Raw genomic sequence first — 19,976 nt, forward strand, 5'->3', positions numbered from 1 at the left:
CCAAGGCACAGATCGTTTCTGCGTCCGGCCAAAACGTGGAAGGCGGCCTATGGCGCCCGTCGGCCCCGTCCCGTCCTTGCGTCTCACGCGGTACGCTGAATTTTCTATAACGCGCAGAGGCATAAGTTGCAATCAAGCGCTGAAGGGCTGCAATAATCCCGGCCTCTTCATCCATGTAACCGTGCAAAGACTTGATATTTTCACCGTTTTGCGGCCTTGGTGAAGAAATGGTTACAATTTCAGAGGTGGTGCGTATGCGGCGACTGGTATCGCAATTTCTTATCTGCTTGATCGTGGCGCTCTCCTTTGCGGTCAGCGGTACCTCTGAAGCACTGGCGCAGGCCACGGCTTCCACCAGCGAAGATGATCTGGCTAGAGCGATCGAACAGGCGGCTGATAGCGGGGTTGGCGTGATCATCGTGGATGGGCGTGGGAAACTTGTCTCCCCCTCGGATACACCGACCGACGCCACCCCGGTTCCTGCGACAGATCAGATGGACGGCGCCTCGGCGCTGATGAAGGCACAATCCGAGGTCGAGCAATTCGGCGCTGCCTTGGAAAGTCGCCTTGAAGCGATGCCCTATTCGATATTCGAAGTGCAGTACATTCTGCGGCAGACCAGCCCGGACGGCCGCATTATCACCTATGTGAAGGTGCTTGGCTGGAGTCTGTTCCTATTGTTTATCGGCCGTTGGGTCTCGGTGGAGATCTACGGCAAACGGATTGCCAAGAAGCATGTGGTGGCACGGATCAAGGAGAACCCCGAGGGCTATCAGGACAAAATGCCGTTTCTGGTATTTCGCTTTCTCATGGGCGTGGTCGGAACCATTGTGGCCATGGCCTTTGCGCTGTTGACGTCCTACCTGATCTTCGGATCGTCCGGGAATTCATCGGTGAAGTTCACCGTTACCGCCATCTACACCGCGTTCTTCCTGTCCAGATCGGTCTCGGATTTGTGGCGGATGGTGCTGTCCCCCTACCTGAGCCAATACCGCATCCCCGTTTTTTCGGATCGGGATGCAAGGCGCCTTTACGTCTGGGCCTCTGTGCTAGCGACCTACGACATCTGTTCAGTGCTTTTTGCCACCTGGGTCGGGGATTTCGGCCTGAACTACAATGTTTATGCGCTTGTCTACGGCGTGCTGGCGCTGGTGGGCACTTTGGGTAACCTTTTGATGGTGGTGATCAACGCCCGCGCGATTTCCAATGCAATCCGCGCAGGCCGCCCGCCCGAGGCCTGCTCATGGCTGGTCCGGCTTCTGTCTGTGGTCTGGGCGCCGGTTCTGGTGATCTACATCATCTTCGGCTGGCTGGAATTGGCCTTCGATCTGGTGCTTGAGCGCGATATGTCGCTGCCTCTGATGGCTGGGAGCTACTCGGTTCTAACCTCGATCCTCGTGGTCTACGGTATCATCAACTATGTGATTGAGCGTTTCTTCAACCGGACGCGGCGGCGGGCTCCAGTTGAGAGTGCTGCCGGTAGCGACGAGGATGACGCCGTCTCTGATGGCGATGCCATTGAAATCGCGCCGCAGCAGCGGCATCCGGTTGCCACCTTCGAAGATCTCGCGCGTCGAATAGCGGGTATTTTAGCGTTCACCGTCGGTTTCTTCGCAATGGTTGCCATCTGGAATCCTGAGGCCGCTTGGATGGAGAACTCCCGACTGTCCCGGGTGAGCGACATCATCGTGATCCTGTTTATCGGCTACATCGTCTATCACATCGCCCGGATCTGGATCGACAGCAAGATCGACGAAGAGGTCGGAGATGTGCCCGTCGGTGAGTTGGGCGACGAAGGTGGTGCCGGTGGGGCCAGCCGGCTTGCCACCTTGTTACCCCTGTTTCGGGGCGCCATTCTCGCGGTTGTCGTGGTGTCCATCACCCTGATCGTCCTGTTGGAACTGGGGATCAACGTCAGCCCGCTGTTTGCCGGTGCCGGTGTTGTTGGCCTTGCCGTTGGCTTCGGTTCACAAACGCTGGTGCGGGATATCTTCTCGGGTGCGTTTTTCTTGGTCGATGACGCCTTCCGCAAAGGCGAATACATCGATATCGGCGATGTCAAAGGCACGGTTGAACGCATCTCTGTTCGCTCGTTTCAGCTGCGGCATCACTTGGGAGCCTTGCACACCATCCCCTTTGGGGAAATCCGGGTGCTGACCAATTATTCTCGTGACTGGGTCATGATGAAGCTGCCGCTGCGGGTGACCTATGACACCGACGTCGAAAAGGTGCGAAAGCTGATCAAGAAACTGGGACAGGAATTGCTGGATGATCCGGTGATCGGTGACACATTCATCCAGCCCCTGAAGTCGCAGGGCGTGATCGAAATGCAGGATTCCGCGATGATCATCCGGGTCAAATTCATGACCAAACCCGGTGATCAATGGCTCGTGCGCAAGAAAGTGTTTCAGGAAATCCGCGACCTCTTTGCTCGTGAAGGGGTCAAATTTGCCCACCGTGAGGTCACCGTGCGTTTGGCGGAAGATCAAGCAGATCAGGCGCCGAAGGATAAGCGTGATCTCGCAGTCGGCGCGGTTCAGGCCGCTATTGATGAGGATCTGATGGATGTGAACGATGGCGGGGGAGACGACCGCTAACGTCTTATGCGGGCCAGACTGGTGCGGCAGTACCTGCGGCTGTTGCAGGCTGGTCCCAGCGCATCGGGGTTTCACCAACCTTCAATGGCGGCAGCAACCGGCGCCCCGGCCCCCAGCTCGTTAGCTCAATCTGGTTGGAGTAATCCGCATCTGCCGCGCCCATGAGCGGGCCAATCGGGGAGCTGTCGTCACCGTGATGCTCTGTCAGGGTCGCAAGCGCATCAGCGGTGCGGGCCAAGGACAGGCGGGCATCTCCGACGGGATCGCCCTGGCTGGCCTTGGTCAGAGCATTCAACACAGCGGCAGCCATCAGATAGCCGGTGGCGTGGTCCAACGCCTGAACGGGCAGTGGTACTGGCTTGGCGGATGTATCAGGCGTGATTTGCCCGCCCGCTATCCAATGCTGTCCGCGCTCCGCGATGCCGCTGCTCATCTGTACGAGGCTGTCAAAGCCTCTGCGTTTGGCCCATGGGCCGCTCCAGCCATAGGCATTTAGCCGCACATCAATCAGGTTCGGAGTGAGCTTTCGCAGTCTTGCATTATCGTATCCCAGCCCCTCAAGCGCGCCGGGACGAAAACCATGCACCAGCACGTCAGCCTTTGCCAGCAGGGCTTCGAATTGATCACGTCCCTGTTCGGAGCGCAGGTCCAGGGCTGACATCTGTTTACCCAGTGAAATATCCTGAAGAACACCGGGCTCATCCCATCCCGGCGGGTCGATCCGCAGCACCGTCGCACCAAACGCCGCCAGGGTTCGCGTCGCCACTGGACCTGCCAGAACACGGGTGAGGTCCAGTACCCGAAGCCCTGCCAAAGGTCGCTCCGGTGTGGCTTCGGGCCGCTCTCGCATGTGAGTAGGGCGGGCATTGCTCCATGCGATCAGCGGCTCCGATGCGACAGCCTGCCCTTGCGGATGGGTTTGCCACTCTGCGGCGCTGCGCATGGCTGCGGCAACGCCGCCTGCGGTAACAATAGCCTGTTCCAACGTATCGCCCGGCTGTTGTGCAACTGCGTCGCGAACGGCTTCCGGCTCGGGGTTGCAGCCCAGAACATTCAGCGCAGCCGCGCGATGATGGGGCAGGTTGGTGTGAAGGCGGATCCATCCATCAGCGGTGCGATAGTCACCTGCCAGAGGATCCCAGAGATTGGGCATCTCCCAGCCCTCAGGACGAAAACTGTAGCGAAACCACAGCGCGGCACGGCGTTGATCTAGGGTGATTGGCAGCGCACCTGCGGTGAGATTTGTGGCCTTCATCAATTCTGCGAGGGCGACCCCGACCGCCGCCAGCGAGCGGTTGGCCAACTCCGAAACAGCATAGCAGCTTGGCCAGTGATCGCCGGGGATCACGCGGAACATGTCGTGGTCGGGAAGATAGCGCATTGCCGCCCCTTTTTGGTGGTTGTTAGACCGGCGTGGCTTATTGCTGATAAGGATCCAGACTGTCACGCAGCCCATCGCCTAGGAAGTTGAACGCCAGCACAACAACGATGATTGGGAGCATCGGAATAGCGGTCCAGGGGTAGATTTCTATCGAGGCAAGGTTCTGTGCATCGTTAAGCATGACCCCCCAGCTTACCGCAGGCGCGCGCAGACCAAGGCCGAGGAACGACAGGGCCGTCTCCCCCAGGATCATCGCTGGGATCGAGAGTGCGGCTGAGGCAATCAGATGCGACATGAAATTCGGTAGCAGATGTTTGCGAATGACCCGCCCTGACGACGCGCCCATCATTTCGGCTGCGCGCACATATTCTTCTTCTCGCAAGGACAAGAATTTTGCCCTGACTGAGCGCGCAAGACCCGGCCAGTCGAGAATGCCAAGAATGATAGAGATCACAAAAAACACCGCAACAGGTGACCAGTTGGAGGGCACAGCAGCCGAGAGCGCCAGCCACAATGGCAGCTCTGGCAGGGACCGCAGGATTTCGATCATACGGTTGATCGTCCAATCCAGTTTGCCACCGAAATATCCGGCCAGAGAGCCAAAGAAGATGCCCAGAATGAAGGAGACGGTGATACCGATCAGACCTACGGTGAGGGAAAGCTGTGCGCCATAGAGAATGCGGCTGAAGACATCGCGGCCCAAACGGTCGGATCCCCAGATGAAGAGCGTGGCCCCTTCGGGCGCGCAGAAAAGATGCGTGTTGGAGGGGATCAGCCCAGCAATCTTGTAAGTCGCGCCCTCACAGAAATACCGTAGCGACTGTGGGTTCTCCAGATCGGGTTTGAAGATCCATTGGAAGGTTTCGAGATCCGCCTCCGAGGTCATCGGATAGATGAACGGCGCGCGAAGACTGCCTTCGTGAAACAGATTGATGGACTGCGGAGGCGAATAGATATGCTCACTGTCGCGATCGTTTGGCCCATATGGCGCAATGAAACCAATGACCGGAAGCAGCAGATAGCAGACCAGCAGGAAGATACCTGAGGTTAGGCCCAGTTTGTGTGTTTTGAATTTGCGCCAGATCAGAACCCAATTGGGGGCATCCAGATCCTTGCGCTCCAGCTCTTGCAGGGCTGCATCCGGATCATAGGGGGTGGTGTCGACATAGCGATTGTCGGGCTGTGTGCTCATCGCTTGCGCTCCTCATAACGGATGCGGGGATCCAGCATGACAAGCAACACATCGGAAATCATGGTGCCGATCAGCGTCAGCAGCGCAACGAACATCAGAACAAACCCGCTGAGGAACATATCCTGTGTCTTAAGAGCAGTCAGCAGGGTTGGGCCGATGGTCTGCAGGCCCAGAACGACAGAGACCAGAACCGAACCGGAGATCATTGCGGGCAGCAGATTGCCAATATCCGCAACAAAGGGATTGAACGCCACGCGCAGGGGATATTTGCTGAGCATTCGTGCCGGGGCCATCCCTTTTGCGATGGCGGTTTCCACATAGGGTTTGCCCAGTTCGTCCAGCATATTGGCACGCAGGCGCTGCATCATGGCGGACGCACCAGAGGTACCGATGACGAAGGTTGGCACGATCAGGTGGATCAGGATGGACTTCACCTTGTCCCAGGTCATGGGTTCGCCTTCATAGGAGGGATCCATTAGCCCGCCTATGGGCAGGTCGAAATATTTATGCCCGTAATAAAAGAGGATCAGTGCCAATAGGAAGTTTGGCGTGGCAAGCCCAAGGTAGCCCACGAAGGCGGAGGTGTAATCTACCCAGGTGCGTGATCGGGCCGCTGCCAAAACGCCCAACGGAAGCGCGACAAGATAGACAAACAACACTGCCGCAACGTTGACCAGCACCGTCAGCCAGAGGCTCTCACCAACGATTTCGGCAACCGGCCGGTCAAATTCAAAAGACCAGCCAAAGTTGCCCTGTATCATACCGGAAAACCCGTGTGGGCCGGGCATAAACCCCATCCAGATCATATATTGCTGCCAAAGGGGGCGATCCAGGGCATATTCTTTTCGCAGAAATTCGGCCTTCTCTACGCCGGAGGACTGGCCGGAGGCGCGCAGCTCAGCGATTTGGTTAGACAGGTAGTCACCCGGAGGCAGGTTGATGATGATGAAAATCAGCACAGACACCACCAGCAGCGTCAGCAACATGGTTCCAAACCGGTAGATGGCGTAGCGCAGGATCTCCATTAACGCGGCCCCTCAGCCCTTGCCATCTTCGAAGAAAAACTCATCCGGGCGGTAGATGCCAAAATGGGCGCCGGGATCCCATGCCCAGATCCCTTTTTGCGGTACATTGCGCAGTCGGTTGCTGACCACAACCGGTTGCGGTGCCGCAGCGACGAGGCCGATAGCGTAGACCTCATCCGCGTGGATCTTCAGCATTTCCTGCCAGGCGCGTGTTCGCTCTTCATCGGTCTTGGCCGCTTCCCAGTCATGCCAGAGTGTCATGAGCCTTTGCGCGGGTTCAAGGTCGGGAGCCTCGCCAACATCGCCACCGGTCTGGTGGTACTGGCCCCATTTTGGCCAGGACAGAAACACCTGATCCGTTGGTGCCAGATACGCAGGCGAGGTGTAGGTCTGTGGCAGGCCATTGTCCCAGCCATACCAGACGGACGCCATGGTGGTGCCGGAAAACACCCGATTGCGCAGGATGTCACGATCCAGCGGACGCATCACCAGTTTGACACCGACATCGCGCCAATCGTCCGAGATGATCTGCAAAGCGTTTTCGACCTCCTGCCGCTCCCCGGCCGTTTCCACAACCAGTTCCATCGGTCTGCCATCGGGGAGTTTGCGAATGCCATAGCCGTCGCGCTCGGTCAGCCCGGCCTCATCCAGCAGCTGATTGGCGAGCTCAGGATTATATTGTGCCCAAGCCGCGCGGAGGGTGGGGTCAAAGAAGGGGCTGGCCTCCAGAACCGTCATGGCACCGGGCTTTGCCAGCTTGAAATACAGCGCCTTGTTGATACCTGCGCGGTTGATTGCCACGGACAATGCGCGGCGAACACGGGTGTCACGCAGCACCTGGCGCCACTGGTCGTCGTTGACGTTGAGATTGGGATAGATGGCGATTTGCGACGCGGTGCCATTGCCCCAGAGGTAGGTCTTGTAGTCAGCGCCATCGCTTTCGCCCTTGCGCAGGATCGGAATGTCGCGAAAGCCGAGGCCGCGGGCCTGAAGATCTGCCTCACCGGCATTGGTTTTTGCCGCGACCAGCCCACCTGCCACAATTTCCATCTCGACCGTGTCGATGTAGGGCAGCTGAACGCCACGGCTGTCGACACGGTGATAATAGGGGTTGCGAACGAAGAGATGCCGGATTTTCTTGCCTGAGGTGGCGTTGATCCAGGGCTGAAGGGTCGGCAATTCGTGATTGTCGAACTTGTACATATTGTCGAGCTTGTTGTGCAGCGCGGCCCAGCTTTTGACCCGGGCGTAGTCGACCTCCTCGGCAAGTTTTGCGGCGTCCGCATAGTCTGCGTGAAACTGTTTCAGATAGGCGGACGGGCGGTAGATAAACGGCGGGCTGGCCTGTGCGAGGCTGTGTAGGAAGCTTGGATTGGGAGCCGCCCATTCGTAAATTACGGTTGTTTCATCGGGGAAGCTGACCGTTGGTAGGGCGCCATCCACTTTCAGGTAGTCTGGTGCGCCTGTGGGATTGAGCAGCAGGTTATTTGCCACGTCTTTCCACCAATACTCAAAATCGGCTGAGGTAAACGGGTCTCCGTTCGACCAGCGATGACCGGGGCGCAGTTTCAGCGTGAACCGTCGATTGTCCTCGACCTCGAAGTCCAGCAGTATATCGGGCTGCAGCTGGTAGTTTTCGTCGTAGCCCGCCAGCCGGGCGTAACCATAGACAACCATCTGCCGGATGTCTTTGGATCGAGTGACCATCGTGTTGAGGGTACCGCCCTGAATACCGGGCTGACGCCCCTTGGCTTCCAGATCGACCACCAATGGCACTTCGGGCAGGCGCTCGGCAATCGGTGGCAGGTCGCCGGATTTGACCTCCTGCTCCCAAAATCCGCTTTCGACCAACGCTGCCGGATTGGCGATAGCAGAAGAGGCTATGGCAAGGGGCAGAACATGGGCCAAAAACGCGCCAGTTGCGAGGGTCTTCAGGGATTGGCGCAGATTAAACATGACATCGTACCTTATGTCCGGGTTCCACATGCACCAAAGGCGGGGCCGTGATGCCAGAGAATTTGAAGCGATCGGGCCAGCTGTCGGGTGATCCGGCACCCTGGGCGACCAATTTGAGGTTGATCGGGCGCGTAATGCTTGGCTCTGGTTGGGCGGCAATCAGTGCCTTTGTGTAGGGATGCTGCGGGTTGTAAAACAGCGTTTCAGGCGGTGCCTGTTCCACCACCATACCACGACGCATCACTGCAACCTCGTCGGCAATGCGGGCCACAACAGCGAGGTCGTGACTGATAAAGAGGTAGGAGAGCTGCTGTTGGTCGCGAATATCCTCCAACAGGCGCAGGATCTGTTCCTGAACCGAGACATCCAGCGCTGAAGTCGGCTCGTCGCAGACAATCAGTGATGGATCCAGCATCAGCGCACGTGCAATGGACAGTCGCTGCCGCTGACCACCGGAGAACGCATGCGGATATCGCAGCAACATCTCTGGCTGCAACCCCACCAATCGCAACATCTCAGCAGCGCGATCCCGGCGACTGCTGCGGTTGCCCAGACCATGGATCTCCATCGGCTCGACCATGGCATCCTGAACCCGCATGCGCGGCGACAGGGATGAATAGGGGTCCTGAAACACCATCTGTGCAGCTTTTTGAAACGTCGTCCGACTGCTGCGGTTCATATCGTGAACGGCAATCGGTGTCGCGTCGGATGCAGACCTGAACAGCACCTCGCCGCCAGGATCGGGCATTTCGGCACCCAGTGCGATGCGGGCAGCAGTGGTTTTTCCGGAACCGCTTTCGCCAACAATCGCCAGTGTTTTGCCGCGCGGCAACGCCAGGTTCAGTTCCTTGCAGGCGTGAATAAGGGTCGGGGCTGACCAGCCTTTGCCTGCGCGCAATGCATAGGTTTTGGAGACATTCCGCAGCTCAAGGATCAGGTCGTCGCTTGGCACCGGGGTGACAGGTTCAGGCGTTTCGGGGATTTGCGGTGCTGCCTTGAACAGAGCTTGGGTATAGGGATGCGCTGGCGCGCCAAGAACGGTTTCCGCACTGCCGGCCTCCATTACGCGGCCCTTGTGCATGACAACGACCTGTTCGGCCATATTGGCGACCACACCCAGATCATGGGTTACCAGGATCATGGCCATGCCCGTGTCGCGCTGCAGATCTTTCATCAGTCCAAGGACTTGGGCCTGTGTTGTCACATCCAGCGCGGTGGTCGGCTCGTCCGCGATCAGCAAATCAGGTTTGGCCACCATAGCCATCGCAATCATCGCCCGCTGGCGCATCCCGCCGGACAGCTCAAACGGGTAGGATTTGTAGGTGCGTTCGGGATCGGGGAAGCCCACACGTTCAAAACAGGTCAGAACCTCGCGCTTGGCCGCGCTTTCGCTTTTTCCGCCATGCAGCCAAAGGACTTCGGCAACCTGGTTACCAATCCGGTGCAGCGGCGAAAGCGAGCGCATGGGTTCCTGAAAGATCATCGCGATCTCATTGCCGCGAATATCGCGCATTTGCCGCTCGCCAAGGAGCCGCAGATCCCGCTCTGCACCGCCATTGACACCGCGCCACAGCATCCGGCCATGCCGTATCTGCGCGGCCTTTGGCAGAATGCGCAGAACGGCGCGGCAGGTCACAGTTTTGCCGGACCCACTTTCGCCGACAAGGGCAACGGTTTCTCCGGCAGCGACGGAAAAATTCACGTCCTGTACAACCGGGTCGCCCTGGCCAAATCCGATACTGAGGTTTTCGACAGACAGCAGAGGCGTCATTTAGCCTAAGCCACCAAGCCGTTGAGGCGCTTGCATAGCGGTTCCATATCCCCTGTTTTTTCGCCCACTGTCGCGCGCCACTGGGGCAATAGTCAAATCCCATTTCCATCCGCTAAAGATCGATGTCGAAAATTTGAGCGTATGAGAGCGGCTAAACCTCGTGCTGTAGCGCCCGAACACCTATCGATAGGATGCTACACATTCGCGACAATCTCTGGCACAGCTGTCGCGGCAGGCCGCCTTATGGCGCCAATCGTTACCCAAGGGGAGAATGCCATGAGCGAGCAGAACACCACCACCCGTCTGGATCTCTTTATCGACCGGATGGTCTCCCAACGGGCCTGCTTGGATGCGGCAATCACGCAGACAGCGGGCAGGAGCGAACCGGTTTTCGAATTGGGCCTGGGCAACGGGCGCACCTTTCACCACATGCGGGAGCGTATCCGAGATCGTGATGTTTATGTGTTTGAACGGGCGGTGGCATCGCACCCGGACAGCACCCCTGCAGAACATTTGACCATTCTCGGTGATGTCCGCGAGACTCTGCCTGCGGCGCGAACCCGGTTTCCTGCGGGCGCCAGCCTGATCCATGCGGATCTGGGCGGGCACAACCGGGAAAAAAACGACACCTTTGCTAGGATGATTTCACCTTTGATTGAACCGCTGCTGGCGATCGATGGTTTGATGGTGTCCTCTGACCGGATGTATTTCGACACGCTGGCGGAACAGCCGTTGCCGGAGGGAGCTGTACCGGGGCGCTGTTTCATCTACCGTCGAACTGCCTGACACGTCTTCGCCTTGCCGCACTGCTCTTAACGACGTTGGGTTTCTCTGGCCTCATCAGCAATAACCAACCTAGGCTGATCCGGGATGATGGGCACTGGCAAGAGGTGACACGATGATATTCTACGACTGCAGTACTGCACCCAACCCGCGGCGGGCGCGGATGTTCATCGCGGAAAAAGGTTTGGACATCGAAACGCGGGACATCTCCATCGCCAAGGGGGAGCAGATGTCCGAGGAATTCCGCGCCATCAACCCGCAGGCGACGCTGCCGGTGCTGGTGACCGACGGTGAGCTGATCTTGACCGAGAATCTAGGGATCGCAGCCTATCTGGAAGCATTGCACCCTGAGCCCCCCTTGATGGGGCGCACACCTGAGGAAAAGGGGCAGGTCCTGATGTGGCATGCGATTGTCGAGGCGCAGGGTGGGCTGCCCATTGCCGAGGCATTGCGCAATAGCCACCCGGCCTTTGCCCATCGGGCCATTCCCGGCCCGGAAAACCATGCGCAGATCCCTGAGTTGGCAGAACGGGGTCGTAGTCGAACGCAGAAGTTCTTTGATCTGTTGGAGGCACGATTGCAGCAAAGCACCTTTGTGGCGCTGGATCATCTGACCCTTGCCGATATCGCTGCGTTTGTGTTTGTCGATTTCGCGCGCGTTATCAAAATGCGTATCCCTGAGGGGAATACTGCCACCCGTGGATGGTACGACCGGATCGCCGCGCGACCCAGCGCTCAACTTTAGGCGTTCTCTGGAAGAGGCGTCTGGCGCATGGATGGACAGTGGCCGAAAACAGCGGCAGATTGAGGGCGCTTTCTGTGGCTGCTCTGCCGCGTTCTCGATCCAATAAAGCAGGGGCCTGATATGGCAGATAAACCCGTTCTGCATCGTGACGATCCAGATGCCGCTCCGCTGGTTGGCAACATCAAGGTCACCCGCGCGGATTGGCTAAATGTTGCCATGGATGTTCTTATCACCGATGGGGTGGAACAGGTGAAGGTGCTGGCCCTGGCTGAGCGGATGGGCGTGTCGCGCTCCTCGTTCTACTGGTACTTCAAATCACGACAGGATCTGCTCGACGCGCTGCTGGCCAGCTGGGAAAAGACCAATACGATTGGCATGATCGGTCAGGCTGAGGCACCGGCTGAAACCATTGCGGCGGCAGTGCTGAATGTGTTTCGCTGCACCGCCAATCCGCAGCTGTTCAACACGGCATTGGATTTCGCGGTGCGTGACTGGGCGCGCAGATCCGGTCATGTACGCAATATTCTGGATATGTCTGATGCCCGGCGGATCGACGCGCTGACGGCGATGTTCCGGCGCTATGACTACGCGGAACGCGACGCGGAGACGCGGGCGAAGGTGCTCTACTATATGCAGCTGGGATACGACATGGCAGGCCTGAATGAGCCCTATGACCAGCGGCTCAGTATGACCGGTGCCTATTTGGAAGTGTTCACAGGGCAAGCAGCCAGCCCCGAAGAGCTGGCCGAATTTGCGGACTATGCCAGAGAATTCTGGCGCCCTTGACCGGTGATATCAAAGCGACTCCAGCTGGGTGTTGACCTCGGCTTTGACCTTTTCAGCCGCCGCCATCCTGACAGGACCATAACCCCGTATATCCATGGGGGCGCTCAGCACTTTCAGCCAGACGTCATGATGCTCAGGTGAATAGCGCTCCGTGGCGGTGGTGATGATGGCCTGATACCAGGTCAGCAAGTCGCAGTGCAGACGCGCCTCTTCGTGGCGCCCAAATGGATTCCAACGGCTGCCACGCATGCGGCGCCCCTTGGCGAGAAGGCGCAGCGCGGGGCGCATCCAAGAACCGAACTGCATTTTCTGAGGACGTCCGCGCGCATCTGTCTTCCGGCTGAGAAGCGGCGGCGCGAGATGATAATTCACTCGAAAGTCGCCATCAAACTCGGCTTCAAGCTGATGTTTGAAGCTTTCGTCGCTTAGCAGACGGGCCACCTCAAATTCGTCCTTGTAGGCCATTAGCTTGAACAGCGATCGCGCCGCGGCGGTCATCAGGGCGTCTGACCCGCTTGCGGGGAGCGCGTTGCGCAGCGTCTCCAGCAGGGCGGTATAGGACTGTGCATAGGCGACGTCCTGATACCCGGTCAGGAAGGTGGCGCGCCGTTCAATCAGTTCTGCCAGCGTTTCCTCAGGGGCTTCTGCTTCATCATAAAGTTCGGACAGGCGCGTAGGGTCGTGGGCAAATGCACGCCCGATGGCGAAGGCCAGGCGGTTTTTCTCGATGGCAACCCCGTTGAGCACAATTGCCTGATCCAACGCGCCGAGGCTCACGGGCACCAACCCGTTCTGCCAAGCAAAGCCAAGCATCATCACATTGGCCAGAACCGCATCACCAAGGAGGGTCTCAGCCGCCTCGTTTGCGTTGAACCCTGACAGGTTGTCCGCACCGATGACATCTGAGATGGATTTCTCACGCAGATTGGCCATCAGGTCTGCATCTCGACGTAGGACCAGATCGCCTGTCGGCATTTCGGCGCGGTTCAGTACCATCTTGGTGCCCGCGCGATAATGGGAGGAGGCTTTGGGCGCAGAGCTGACGACCACATCACAGCCGATGACGGCGTCTGCGGCACTTTGGTCGATGCGCACCTGATGCAGCGCATCCGGTGTATTGGACAGGCGAATATAGCCCAACACTGTGCCAAACTTCTGCGCAAAGCCGGTGAAATCCAGCACGCTGGCACCTTTGCCCTCCAGATGGGCCGCCATTGTGATCAGCGCACCTACGGTGACCACTCCGGTGCCACCAACACCTGTCACCAGAAGATCGAACGGCTCTTTCAGTGACGGTAGAGCTGGGGGTGGCAGATCTGCGGTCAACGCCGAAGCATCGAGTGCAGCGACTTCTTTCTTGCGTCGCGTTGCGCCCTCGACGGTCACAAAGCTGGGGCAGAAGCCGTTCAGGCAGGAGAAATCCTTGTTACAGCTGGAGAGGTTGATTTTACGCTTGCGGCCAAAGGGTGTTTCTTTTGGCTCAACGCTCAGACAGTTGGATTCCACAGAGCAATCGCCACAGCCCTCGCAGACCAGATCATTGATGAAGGCAAAACGCTTGGGGTCCTCCATCGTGCCGCGCTTGCGGCGGCGGCGCTTTTCAGTGGCGCAGGTCTGTTCGTAGATCAGGACAGTGACGCCCGGGATCTCGCGCAGTTCGCGCTGGACACTGTCCATGTCGCTTCGATCATGAAAGCTGGTGCCTGCCGGGAACTCTGACTTGGAAAATTTCTCAATATTGTCCGACACCAATGCGATCCGGTCAACGCCTTCGGCGCGGCAGGTCTGGGCGATGCCTGAGACACTCACTGGGCCATCTACCGGCTGACCGCCCGTCATTGCAACGGCGTCATTATAGAGAATCTTGTAGGTGATATTCGTATTGGCCGCGACCGCCTGACGAATGGCCAGCGAACCAGAGTGATACCACGTCCCCTCACCAAGGTTCTGAAACACATGTTTGCCGCCATTGAATTTGGAGGCGACTGTCCAGGGCACCCCTTCGCCGCCCATCTGGGCGTAGCCAGCGGTGTCGCGGTCCATCCAGCTCGCCATAACGTGACAACCGATACCGGAATTTGCTTTGCTGCCTTCGGGCAGTTTGGTCGAGGTATTGTGAGGGCAGCCCGAGCAGAAATAGGGCGTACGGGTGGCACCCGGCACATTCAGCAATCGGGGTGGATGCGCGGTCAGCGCATTCGCCCGATCCAGCAGGTTTTCCTCCGGGAAAAACCGGTTCAGCCGTTCTGCAACAATCGGCACCAAGGTCAGAGGGGACAGCTCACCCGTCCAAGGGATCAGCGGGTTGCCCTGGCTGTCATGTTTGCCAACCATCCGTTCCGGTTTATCGCCAGGCCAGTCGTAGAAGTATTCCTTGAACTGGCTTTCGATAATACCGCGCTTTTCCTCGACAACCAGAACCTCCTGTTTGCCCTTCACAAAGCGCAGCGCCTCCGTTCGAGCGAGCGGCCAGACCATGCCAACCTTGTAGATATCAATGCCCAGACGCTTGCAGGCGGCCTGATCAAGGCCAAGCAACCGCAGTGCTTCCATCAGGTCGAGGTGCCCCTTGCCAGTGGTCACAAACCCGAACGTCGCTTTTGGCAGGTCATAGATCCGGGTATCAATCGGGTTGGCCTCGGCAAAGGCACGTACCGCACGCAGTTTGGCATGGATCCGGGTTTCGATCTCGGGAGAGGGGAGATCGGAGCGGCGAATATGCAGGCCACCTGGGTAGTCCGGCAGCTCCGGGTAGGTGAAATTGCGGTCCGGGCGCAGGTCCACCGAACGGGCGCTTTCCACGGTTTCCGAAACGGCCTTAAATCCGACCCACGTGCCGGAGTAACGCGAAAGCGCAAAGCCATATTCGCCGAATTGTAGAAACTCAGAGACATCGGCAGGGTTCAGGACCGGCATGAACCACGACATGAAGGCCACATCGGATTGATGGGGCATGGAGGAGCTGACACAGCCATGGTCATCGCCCGCAACCACCAGCACGCCGCCCTTTTCTGATGAGCCATAGGCGTTCCCGTGTTTCAGAGCATCGCCGGATCGATCGACACCCGGTCCTTTGCCATACCACATGGAAAACACGCCCTCGACCTCACAGTGAGGGCCGAGAATGGCTTGCTGCGCGCCCAAAACAGCAGTTGCGCCTAGATCTTCGTTGACGGCAGGCATGAAGGTGATGTTGTGCGCATCCATGCGTTTGCGACTGCGCCAGAATTCCAGATCAACTCCACCCAGCGGCGACCCGCGGTACCCGGAGACAAAACCCGCCGTGTTCAATCCCGCAGACTTGTCGCGCCGGGCCTGATCCAACATGACCCGTGCGAGTGCCTGTGTGCCGGTCAGGAAAACGCGGCCTTTGGTATACTCATATCGGTCATCCAGCTGGTAGCTGCGGAAATCATGGCTGAGCTGGGTCATGGAGGCATCCCTTGCATCAAAGTGGCTATCATCTGAAAGAATAACCCGGTCATGTAGAAAATGTGTGCCAGATTATTTGTTCGCAGACCAAAAAGTGAATATACGTACCATCAGGTGAGGTAATCTGGAAAAAATTGCCATGAGTGATGAATTGGTGCTGGATGAGCGTGACCACCGCATCCTGACACTCCTTCAGCAGGATGCGCGGATGTCGAATGCGGATCTGGCTGACGCAGTCGGCATGTCCACCTCAGCGCTGTGGCGGCGGGTGCGTATGCTTGAGGAGGATGGCATCATCGAACGCTATGGTGCCGTTGTGAATTCAAAGGCGATGGGACTGGGGTTTCATGCCATCGTCCATGTCCAGCTGACACGTCATGATCGTGATAAGCTGGCAGATTTCATCAGGGCGGTGGAAACCAGCCGTCTGGTTCAGGAATGTTATGCGACCACTGGGCAGTCAGACTATCACCTGCGCGTGCTGGCGCCTGATCTGGACGCCTACAACCGATTTCTGGAAGAGTTTTTGTTCCGCTTGCCTGCGGTGGCCAGCGCGCAGACAAATGTTGTTCTGCGGACGATTAAACGCGACGAACCCGTGGCGCCCTAGGACGGGCCGAATTGGTGACGGGGTGTGCGCCGCTCGACTCCGGGGAGATCTAACCGAAACTCACATGGGCCCAGGCCGCTGCCATCGCCAGATAGGTGAGCTGGTGCAGCGCCTGATCGGTCCCCATTGCACGCCAATAGACAGCCATATCGGGCGCCAACTCTTTGCGCTTGGAATAGCAGGCCTTGCAATAGTCGATATTGAAATGGGCGACCCATTCCAGTGCGCAGATAATCAGAACAAACCCGACCGGTGCCCCCATAATCACAAAGGCGATGATCGACCCCAATACATGAACCCCAGCATGTTGCGCGCGCCCCGCATGCAGATATTCCCCGCGGCCTGACAGCATTTTAGGCGTCTGCAGATAAAAATCGGCAAACATGTGCTTGATCTGAAGCAGGCAGAGCAATCCCAACAGGGATGCGAGAGGATCTGACAAAGGAACGGCCTCATTTTGTGTCGCGAGCTCTGAAAGCTTACGTATTTTTTGGATGCTGGCAAATGGCCTGTAACAGTATTCGTCGCGACGCCCCGTCAACTGTGTCGGATCTCAGTGTTGTCTTGAGGCTTGCGAAGATTCTTTGATGACGGGATCGCCCTGTTGCCATTGCCTGCAACGGGCAATCCGGGCTAGGCATATCAGGATCCGTTTCAGCAACTGTCGCCATTTCGGAGCCGTCCCATAGAACGCACTCTCTTTCGGTTTATCTGGACTTACTCCAAGCGCGACCAGTTGGTCTTGCTGTTGGTTACCGCCTGCCTGTTTCCACTCTTGTACCTGACTCTGGAGCTGCCAAAGCGCATCATCAATGATGCTATCGGTGCCCAAAGTTCCAGCATTGATCTGTTTGGTTATGAGCTGACACAGCTGCACTACCTCTGGCTGCTGTGTGGCGGGTTCCTTGTGGCGGTGCTGGCCCATGGTCTGCTGAAGATGCGCATCAACACGATGAAGGGCATTCTGGCCGAACGGATGTTGCGGCGGTTTCGCTATCGGTTGATCTCGCGTGTGCTAAGGTTTCCGCAGCCATATTTCGAGCGGGTCAGCCAGGGTGAATTGGTCTCCATGATCACATCCGAGAGCGAACCGATGGGCGGGCTCATGGGGGATGCGGTCAGCCAGCCAGTTCTGCAGGCGGGTCAAATGCTGACCATCCTGTATTTTCTGTTCATGCAGAATGTTTGGTTCGGGTTGGCGGCTGTTGCGCTTATTCCGTTGCAGGGCTGGTTGATCCCGATGTTGCAACGCCAGATCAACCTGCTGAACAAGAAACGCATACGCCAGATTCGGGCCTTGGCCTCCGAAATAGGAGAGAGTGCGGCGGGGGCGTCGACCCTGCGTCTGAATGGCGGCTGGCGCTACCGGATGGCTGTGATCACTGACCGGCTTGGCTGGCTTTATGACATCCGGTTTGAGATCTATCAGAAGAAATTCTTCATGAAGTTTCTCAACAACTTCATCACGCAGTTGACGCCGTTCCTGTTCTACGCGGTGGGCGGCTACCTGGTGCTGGAGGGCAAGGTCTCGCTTGGCGCGTTGGTTGCAGCTCTCGCAGCCTACAAGGATTTGGCGTCGCCCTGGAAGGAGTTGCTGGCCTACTACAACCAAACGCAGGATATGGCGTTGCGTTGGGATGTCATCCTGGAGCGGTTCGATCCTCCGGGAATGGTGGACGAGGCCTTGATGACCGGCGCACCGGATGAATTGCAGCGCCTGAAGGGTGATATCGTCGTTGAGGGGGTCAATGTTCGTGATGCCAATGGCAATCTCGTTCTGGAAGATCTGAACGCGCGGTTTCCGGCAGGGAAGGTGATTGGCGTCGCCGCCCCGTCGGAGGAAGACCGCCGCGCCTTGGCGGGGTTGCTGACCCGGGAATTGCTGCCCTCGGCCGGTGAGGTTTCGATTGATGGCCAGAATATGCGCGACATTCATCAGGCGGTGATCGCTGCACGTATCGGGCATGCCACCTCCCGACCGGTGTTGTTTCAGGGATCGTTTGGCGACAATGTGATGATGCCGATCCGACAGCGGCCACTGGGAGCCGCACAGGATCTGCGGCGGTATGATGTGGCGCAGCGGGCAGGCAATAGCCCCGATCCACTCGACGCGTCGTGGCTGGATCCGGCCCTCGCCGGGTTCTCCAGCGAGGCGGAGCTGCGCGACTGGTGGCTCAGGCTGGTTTCAGGCATTGGATCTGACACCGCGCTGTTTCGCCGCGGGGTCGAGCAACGCTTTGAGGCCTCAAGCCACCCGGAACTGGCGCAGCAACTCGTCGATTTGCGGGGCACCGTGCAGCAGGCCGTCATCGACGCGGGCTTAGATGACTATGTGCATTTCTTGGCACCTGATCGGTACAACCCGGCACTGCCAGTGGCTGAAAACCTGCTTTATGCGACCACACAGGGCCGCATGAGCGAAGACGTGCTGCGCCAACAGGACGATTTCCTTGATCAACTGCGTGACCTCAATCTGGACGCGGATCTTGTGGCCCTTAGCCGTGATGTCGTGGAAATGCTGCGGCAGATCTTTGGTATCGATGGCACCGATCATCCCCTGTTCCGCAAGCTGGGTCTGGAGGCCTCGGCCTATGAGGGCGCGCTCGCGCTGGTGGATAAGACCCGTAACGATGGTGTCTCCGCGCTGAGCCATGAGGAGCTGGCGCGGTTGCTGATCGTCCCCTTCAGCATTTCAGCCGAGCAGATCGGTGCGGCGTTCAGCAGTGAGATAGAAGAGCGCATTCTGGCCTTCCGGCAGAGCCATTCCAGCCAGCTGATGGCAACGCTGGATGATATTTTCGAACCGCTTGATGACCGGGCATTTGCACCTGGCTTGACGGTTCTGGAAAACGCCCTGTTCGGCAAAATTTCCGATAGCGCCGGCGGGCGGGCGGAAGAGGTGCAGAAACTTGTCTCGGATGTGCTGGTGAAGAACGGTGTCCGTGATCACGTGGTTGAGCTGATCTTTGATCTGCCGATCGCGCTGGGCGGGCAGGGGCTCGCTGCCAGTTTTGCCGAGCCGCTTGCGTTCTCACGGGCGTCCATCAAACGTCCCGATATCTTGATCTTGGACGCCGCTATGGCAAGTTATGATCTCGACACCCGGATCGCGATCCATAAGAATCTGCGCCAGCTGTTGCCGGACACCACGCTGATTTACCTTGGCAGCAGCTTCGAGAGCCCGGATGTTTTCGACGGCTACTATGAACTGCGTCAGGGACGACTGGTCAGCGACAGCCCGGTTGCGGATGCGGTCAGCGATGGCGCAGGGAGTGCGGACCTTGCGCGCAAACTCAGAGCGCTGGAGCAGACAGAGCTGTTCTCCGAACTCAATCGCCGTCAGCTGCGTCTCTTGGCCTTTGGCGCGCGCTGGTACACGGCAAAATCCGGTGACACCGTGTTTCTGAAAGACGATGAGGCCAGCGATGGCGCGTATATGGTGCTGGAGGGGGAGGCAGGGCTATACCTGCCGCAGGACGGGGAGGCACATCGCCTGGTCGCCAAGGTCGGCGCGGGTCGTCTGGTCGGCGAATTGGGTCTGATCCGGAAGGAACCCCGTGCCCTCAGCATGATTGCGGAAACCGATTTGACCTGTTTGCGGATTGGTGAGGAGGAGTTCCTTGCGGTTGTCGAAAACGATGCAGCGACCGCGTTTAAACTGTTGCAAGTCGTCGCAGGCTATGTGTCAAGTTGATCGC

General features: G+C 58.2%; 13 protein-coding genes. 6 read left to right on the plus strand and 7 right to left on the minus strand.

Annotated elements, in window-relative coordinates; all coding sequences use genetic code 11:
- Nucleotides 1–254: 254 nt before the first annotated feature.
- Nucleotides 255–2,597 (plus strand): mechanosensitive ion channel domain-containing protein, encoded by a 2,343-nt coding sequence (locus phaeop14_RS01790; protein ID WP_096788575.1) that lies wholly within the window; start codon nt 255–257, stop codon nt 2,595–2,597.
- Between the two features lie 4 nt (nt 2,598–2,601).
- Here the strand turns inward: phaeop14_RS01790 and phaeop14_RS01795 are convergent, their stop codons facing one another.
- The 5 genes from phaeop14_RS01795 to phaeop14_RS01815 are packed head-to-tail and all read right to left on the minus strand — an operon-like array spanning nt 2,602 to nt 9,922.
- Complete coding sequence (locus phaeop14_RS01795; protein WP_096788576.1) at nt 2,602–3,978, minus strand: CoA transferase; 1,377 nt, start codon at nt 3,976–3,978, stop codon at nt 2,602–2,604.
- 37 nt (nt 3,979–4,015) lie between these two features.
- Nucleotides 4,016–5,170 carry an ABC transporter permease gene (locus tag phaeop14_RS01800; protein WP_040180487.1) on the minus strand — a complete coding sequence of 385 codons (1,155 nt, stop codon included), beginning with the start codon at nt 5,168–5,170 and terminating at the stop codon, nt 4,016–4,018.
- Nucleotides 5,167–6,195 (minus strand): ABC transporter permease, encoded by a 1,029-nt coding sequence (locus phaeop14_RS01805; RefSeq protein ID WP_096788577.1) that lies wholly within the window; start codon nt 6,193–6,195, stop codon nt 5,167–5,169. Before phaeop14_RS01805 ends, phaeop14_RS01800 begins: the two co-directional genes overlap by 4 nt.
- A gap of 12 nt (nt 6,196–6,207) precedes the next feature.
- Nucleotides 6,208–8,151, minus strand: a complete 1,944-nt coding sequence (locus tag phaeop14_RS01810; RefSeq protein WP_096788578.1) for an ABC transporter substrate-binding protein — start codon at nt 8,149–8,151, stop codon at nt 6,208–6,210.
- On the minus strand, nt 8,144–9,922 hold the full coding sequence (locus phaeop14_RS01815) for an ABC transporter ATP-binding protein (protein WP_040171084.1): 1,779 nt from the start codon (nt 9,920–9,922) through the stop codon (nt 8,144–8,146). Before phaeop14_RS01815 ends, phaeop14_RS01810 begins: the two co-directional genes overlap by 8 nt.
- A gap of 276 nt (nt 9,923–10,198) precedes the next feature.
- On the opposite strand from phaeop14_RS01815, the gene phaeop14_RS01820 reads away from it, so the two are divergent.
- From phaeop14_RS01820 to phaeop14_RS01830, 3 genes are all read left to right on the plus strand, one after another.
- Nucleotides 10,199–10,708, plus strand: a complete 510-nt coding sequence (locus phaeop14_RS01820) for a class I SAM-dependent methyltransferase (protein WP_040171083.1) — start codon at nt 10,199–10,201, stop codon at nt 10,706–10,708.
- A gap of 112 nt (nt 10,709–10,820) precedes the next feature.
- A complete protein-coding gene (locus tag phaeop14_RS01825; RefSeq protein WP_096788579.1) occupies nt 10,821–11,450 on the plus strand; it encodes a glutathione S-transferase family protein in 630 nt (209 codons plus the stop codon).
- A 120-nt stretch (nt 11,451–11,570) separates the two neighbouring features.
- Entirely contained in the window at nt 11,571–12,236 is a 666-nt protein-coding gene (locus tag phaeop14_RS01830; RefSeq protein WP_096788580.1) for a TetR/AcrR family transcriptional regulator, read from the plus strand.
- A 9-nt stretch (nt 12,237–12,245) separates the two neighbouring features.
- Here the strand turns inward: phaeop14_RS01830 and phaeop14_RS01835 are convergent, their stop codons facing one another.
- A complete protein-coding gene (locus phaeop14_RS01835; protein ID WP_096788581.1) occupies nt 12,246–15,668 on the minus strand; it encodes an indolepyruvate ferredoxin oxidoreductase family protein in 3,423 nt (1,140 codons plus the stop codon).
- Nucleotides 15,669–15,807: 139 nt separating this feature from the next.
- Here phaeop14_RS01835 and phaeop14_RS01840 point away from each other — a divergent pair, with 139 nt between their 5' ends.
- Nucleotides 15,808–16,278, plus strand: coding sequence for an Lrp/AsnC family transcriptional regulator (locus tag phaeop14_RS01840; protein ID WP_096788582.1), 471 nt, complete (start codon nt 15,808–15,810; stop codon nt 16,276–16,278).
- A gap of 49 nt (nt 16,279–16,327) precedes the next feature.
- Here phaeop14_RS01840 and phaeop14_RS01845 read toward each other — a convergent pair whose 3' ends face one another.
- Nucleotides 16,328–16,663: a DUF3307 domain-containing protein gene (locus phaeop14_RS01845; protein WP_241770559.1), complete on the minus strand. Its 336-nt coding sequence runs from the start codon at nt 16,661–16,663 to the stop codon at nt 16,328–16,330.
- Between the two features lie 351 nt (nt 16,664–17,014).
- Between phaeop14_RS01845 and phaeop14_RS01850 the strand changes: the two genes are divergently transcribed.
- The gene (locus tag phaeop14_RS01850) at nt 17,015–19,972 is read left to right on the plus strand and encodes an ABC transporter transmembrane domain-containing protein (protein ID WP_096788583.1); all 2,958 of its coding nucleotides are present in this window, start codon (nt 17,015–17,017) and stop codon (nt 19,970–19,972) included.
- Nucleotides 19,973–19,976 lie beyond the last annotated feature (4 nt).

The sequence above is a fragment of the Phaeobacter piscinae genome (assembly GCF_002407245.1).
GTDB classification, from domain to species: Bacteria; Pseudomonadota; Alphaproteobacteria; order Rhodobacterales; family Rhodobacteraceae; genus Phaeobacter; species Phaeobacter piscinae.

Excerpts from the sequence above, each read along its gene's own strand:
- phaeop14_RS01790 (WP_096788575.1), top strand. The coding sequence starts at position 255 with ATGCGGCGACTGGTATCGCAATTTCTTATCTGCTTGATCGTGGCGCTC.
- phaeop14_RS01795 (WP_096788576.1), bottom strand. The coding sequence starts at position 3,978 with ATGCGCTATCTTCCCGACCACGACATGTTCCGCGTGATCCCCGGCGAT.
- phaeop14_RS01800 (WP_040180487.1), bottom strand. The coding sequence starts at position 5,170 with ATGAGCACACAGCCCGACAATCGCTATGTCGACACCACCCCCTATGAT.
- phaeop14_RS01805 (WP_096788577.1), bottom strand. The coding sequence starts at position 6,195 with ATGGAGATCCTGCGCTACGCCATCTACCGGTTTGGAACCATGTTGCTG.
- phaeop14_RS01810 (WP_096788578.1), bottom strand. The coding sequence starts at position 8,151 with ATGTTTAATCTGCGCCAATCCCTGAAGACCCTCGCAACTGGCGCGTTT.
- phaeop14_RS01815 (WP_040171084.1), bottom strand. The coding sequence starts at position 9,922 with ATGACGCCTCTGCTGTCTGTCGAAAACCTCAGTATCGGATTTGGCCAG.
- phaeop14_RS01820 (WP_040171083.1), top strand. The coding sequence starts at position 10,199 with ATGAGCGAGCAGAACACCACCACCCGTCTGGATCTCTTTATCGACCGG.
- phaeop14_RS01825 (WP_096788579.1), top strand. The coding sequence starts at position 10,821 with ATGATATTCTACGACTGCAGTACTGCACCCAACCCGCGGCGGGCGCGG.
- phaeop14_RS01830 (WP_096788580.1), top strand. The coding sequence starts at position 11,571 with ATGGCAGATAAACCCGTTCTGCATCGTGACGATCCAGATGCCGCTCCG.
- phaeop14_RS01835 (WP_096788581.1), bottom strand. The coding sequence starts at position 15,668 with ATGACCCAGCTCAGCCATGATTTCCGCAGCTACCAGCTGGATGACCGA.
- phaeop14_RS01840 (WP_096788582.1), top strand. The coding sequence starts at position 15,808 with ATGAGTGATGAATTGGTGCTGGATGAGCGTGACCACCGCATCCTGACA.
- phaeop14_RS01845 (WP_241770559.1), bottom strand. The coding sequence starts at position 16,663 with ATGTTTGCCGATTTTTATCTGCAGACGCCTAAAATGCTGTCAGGCCGC.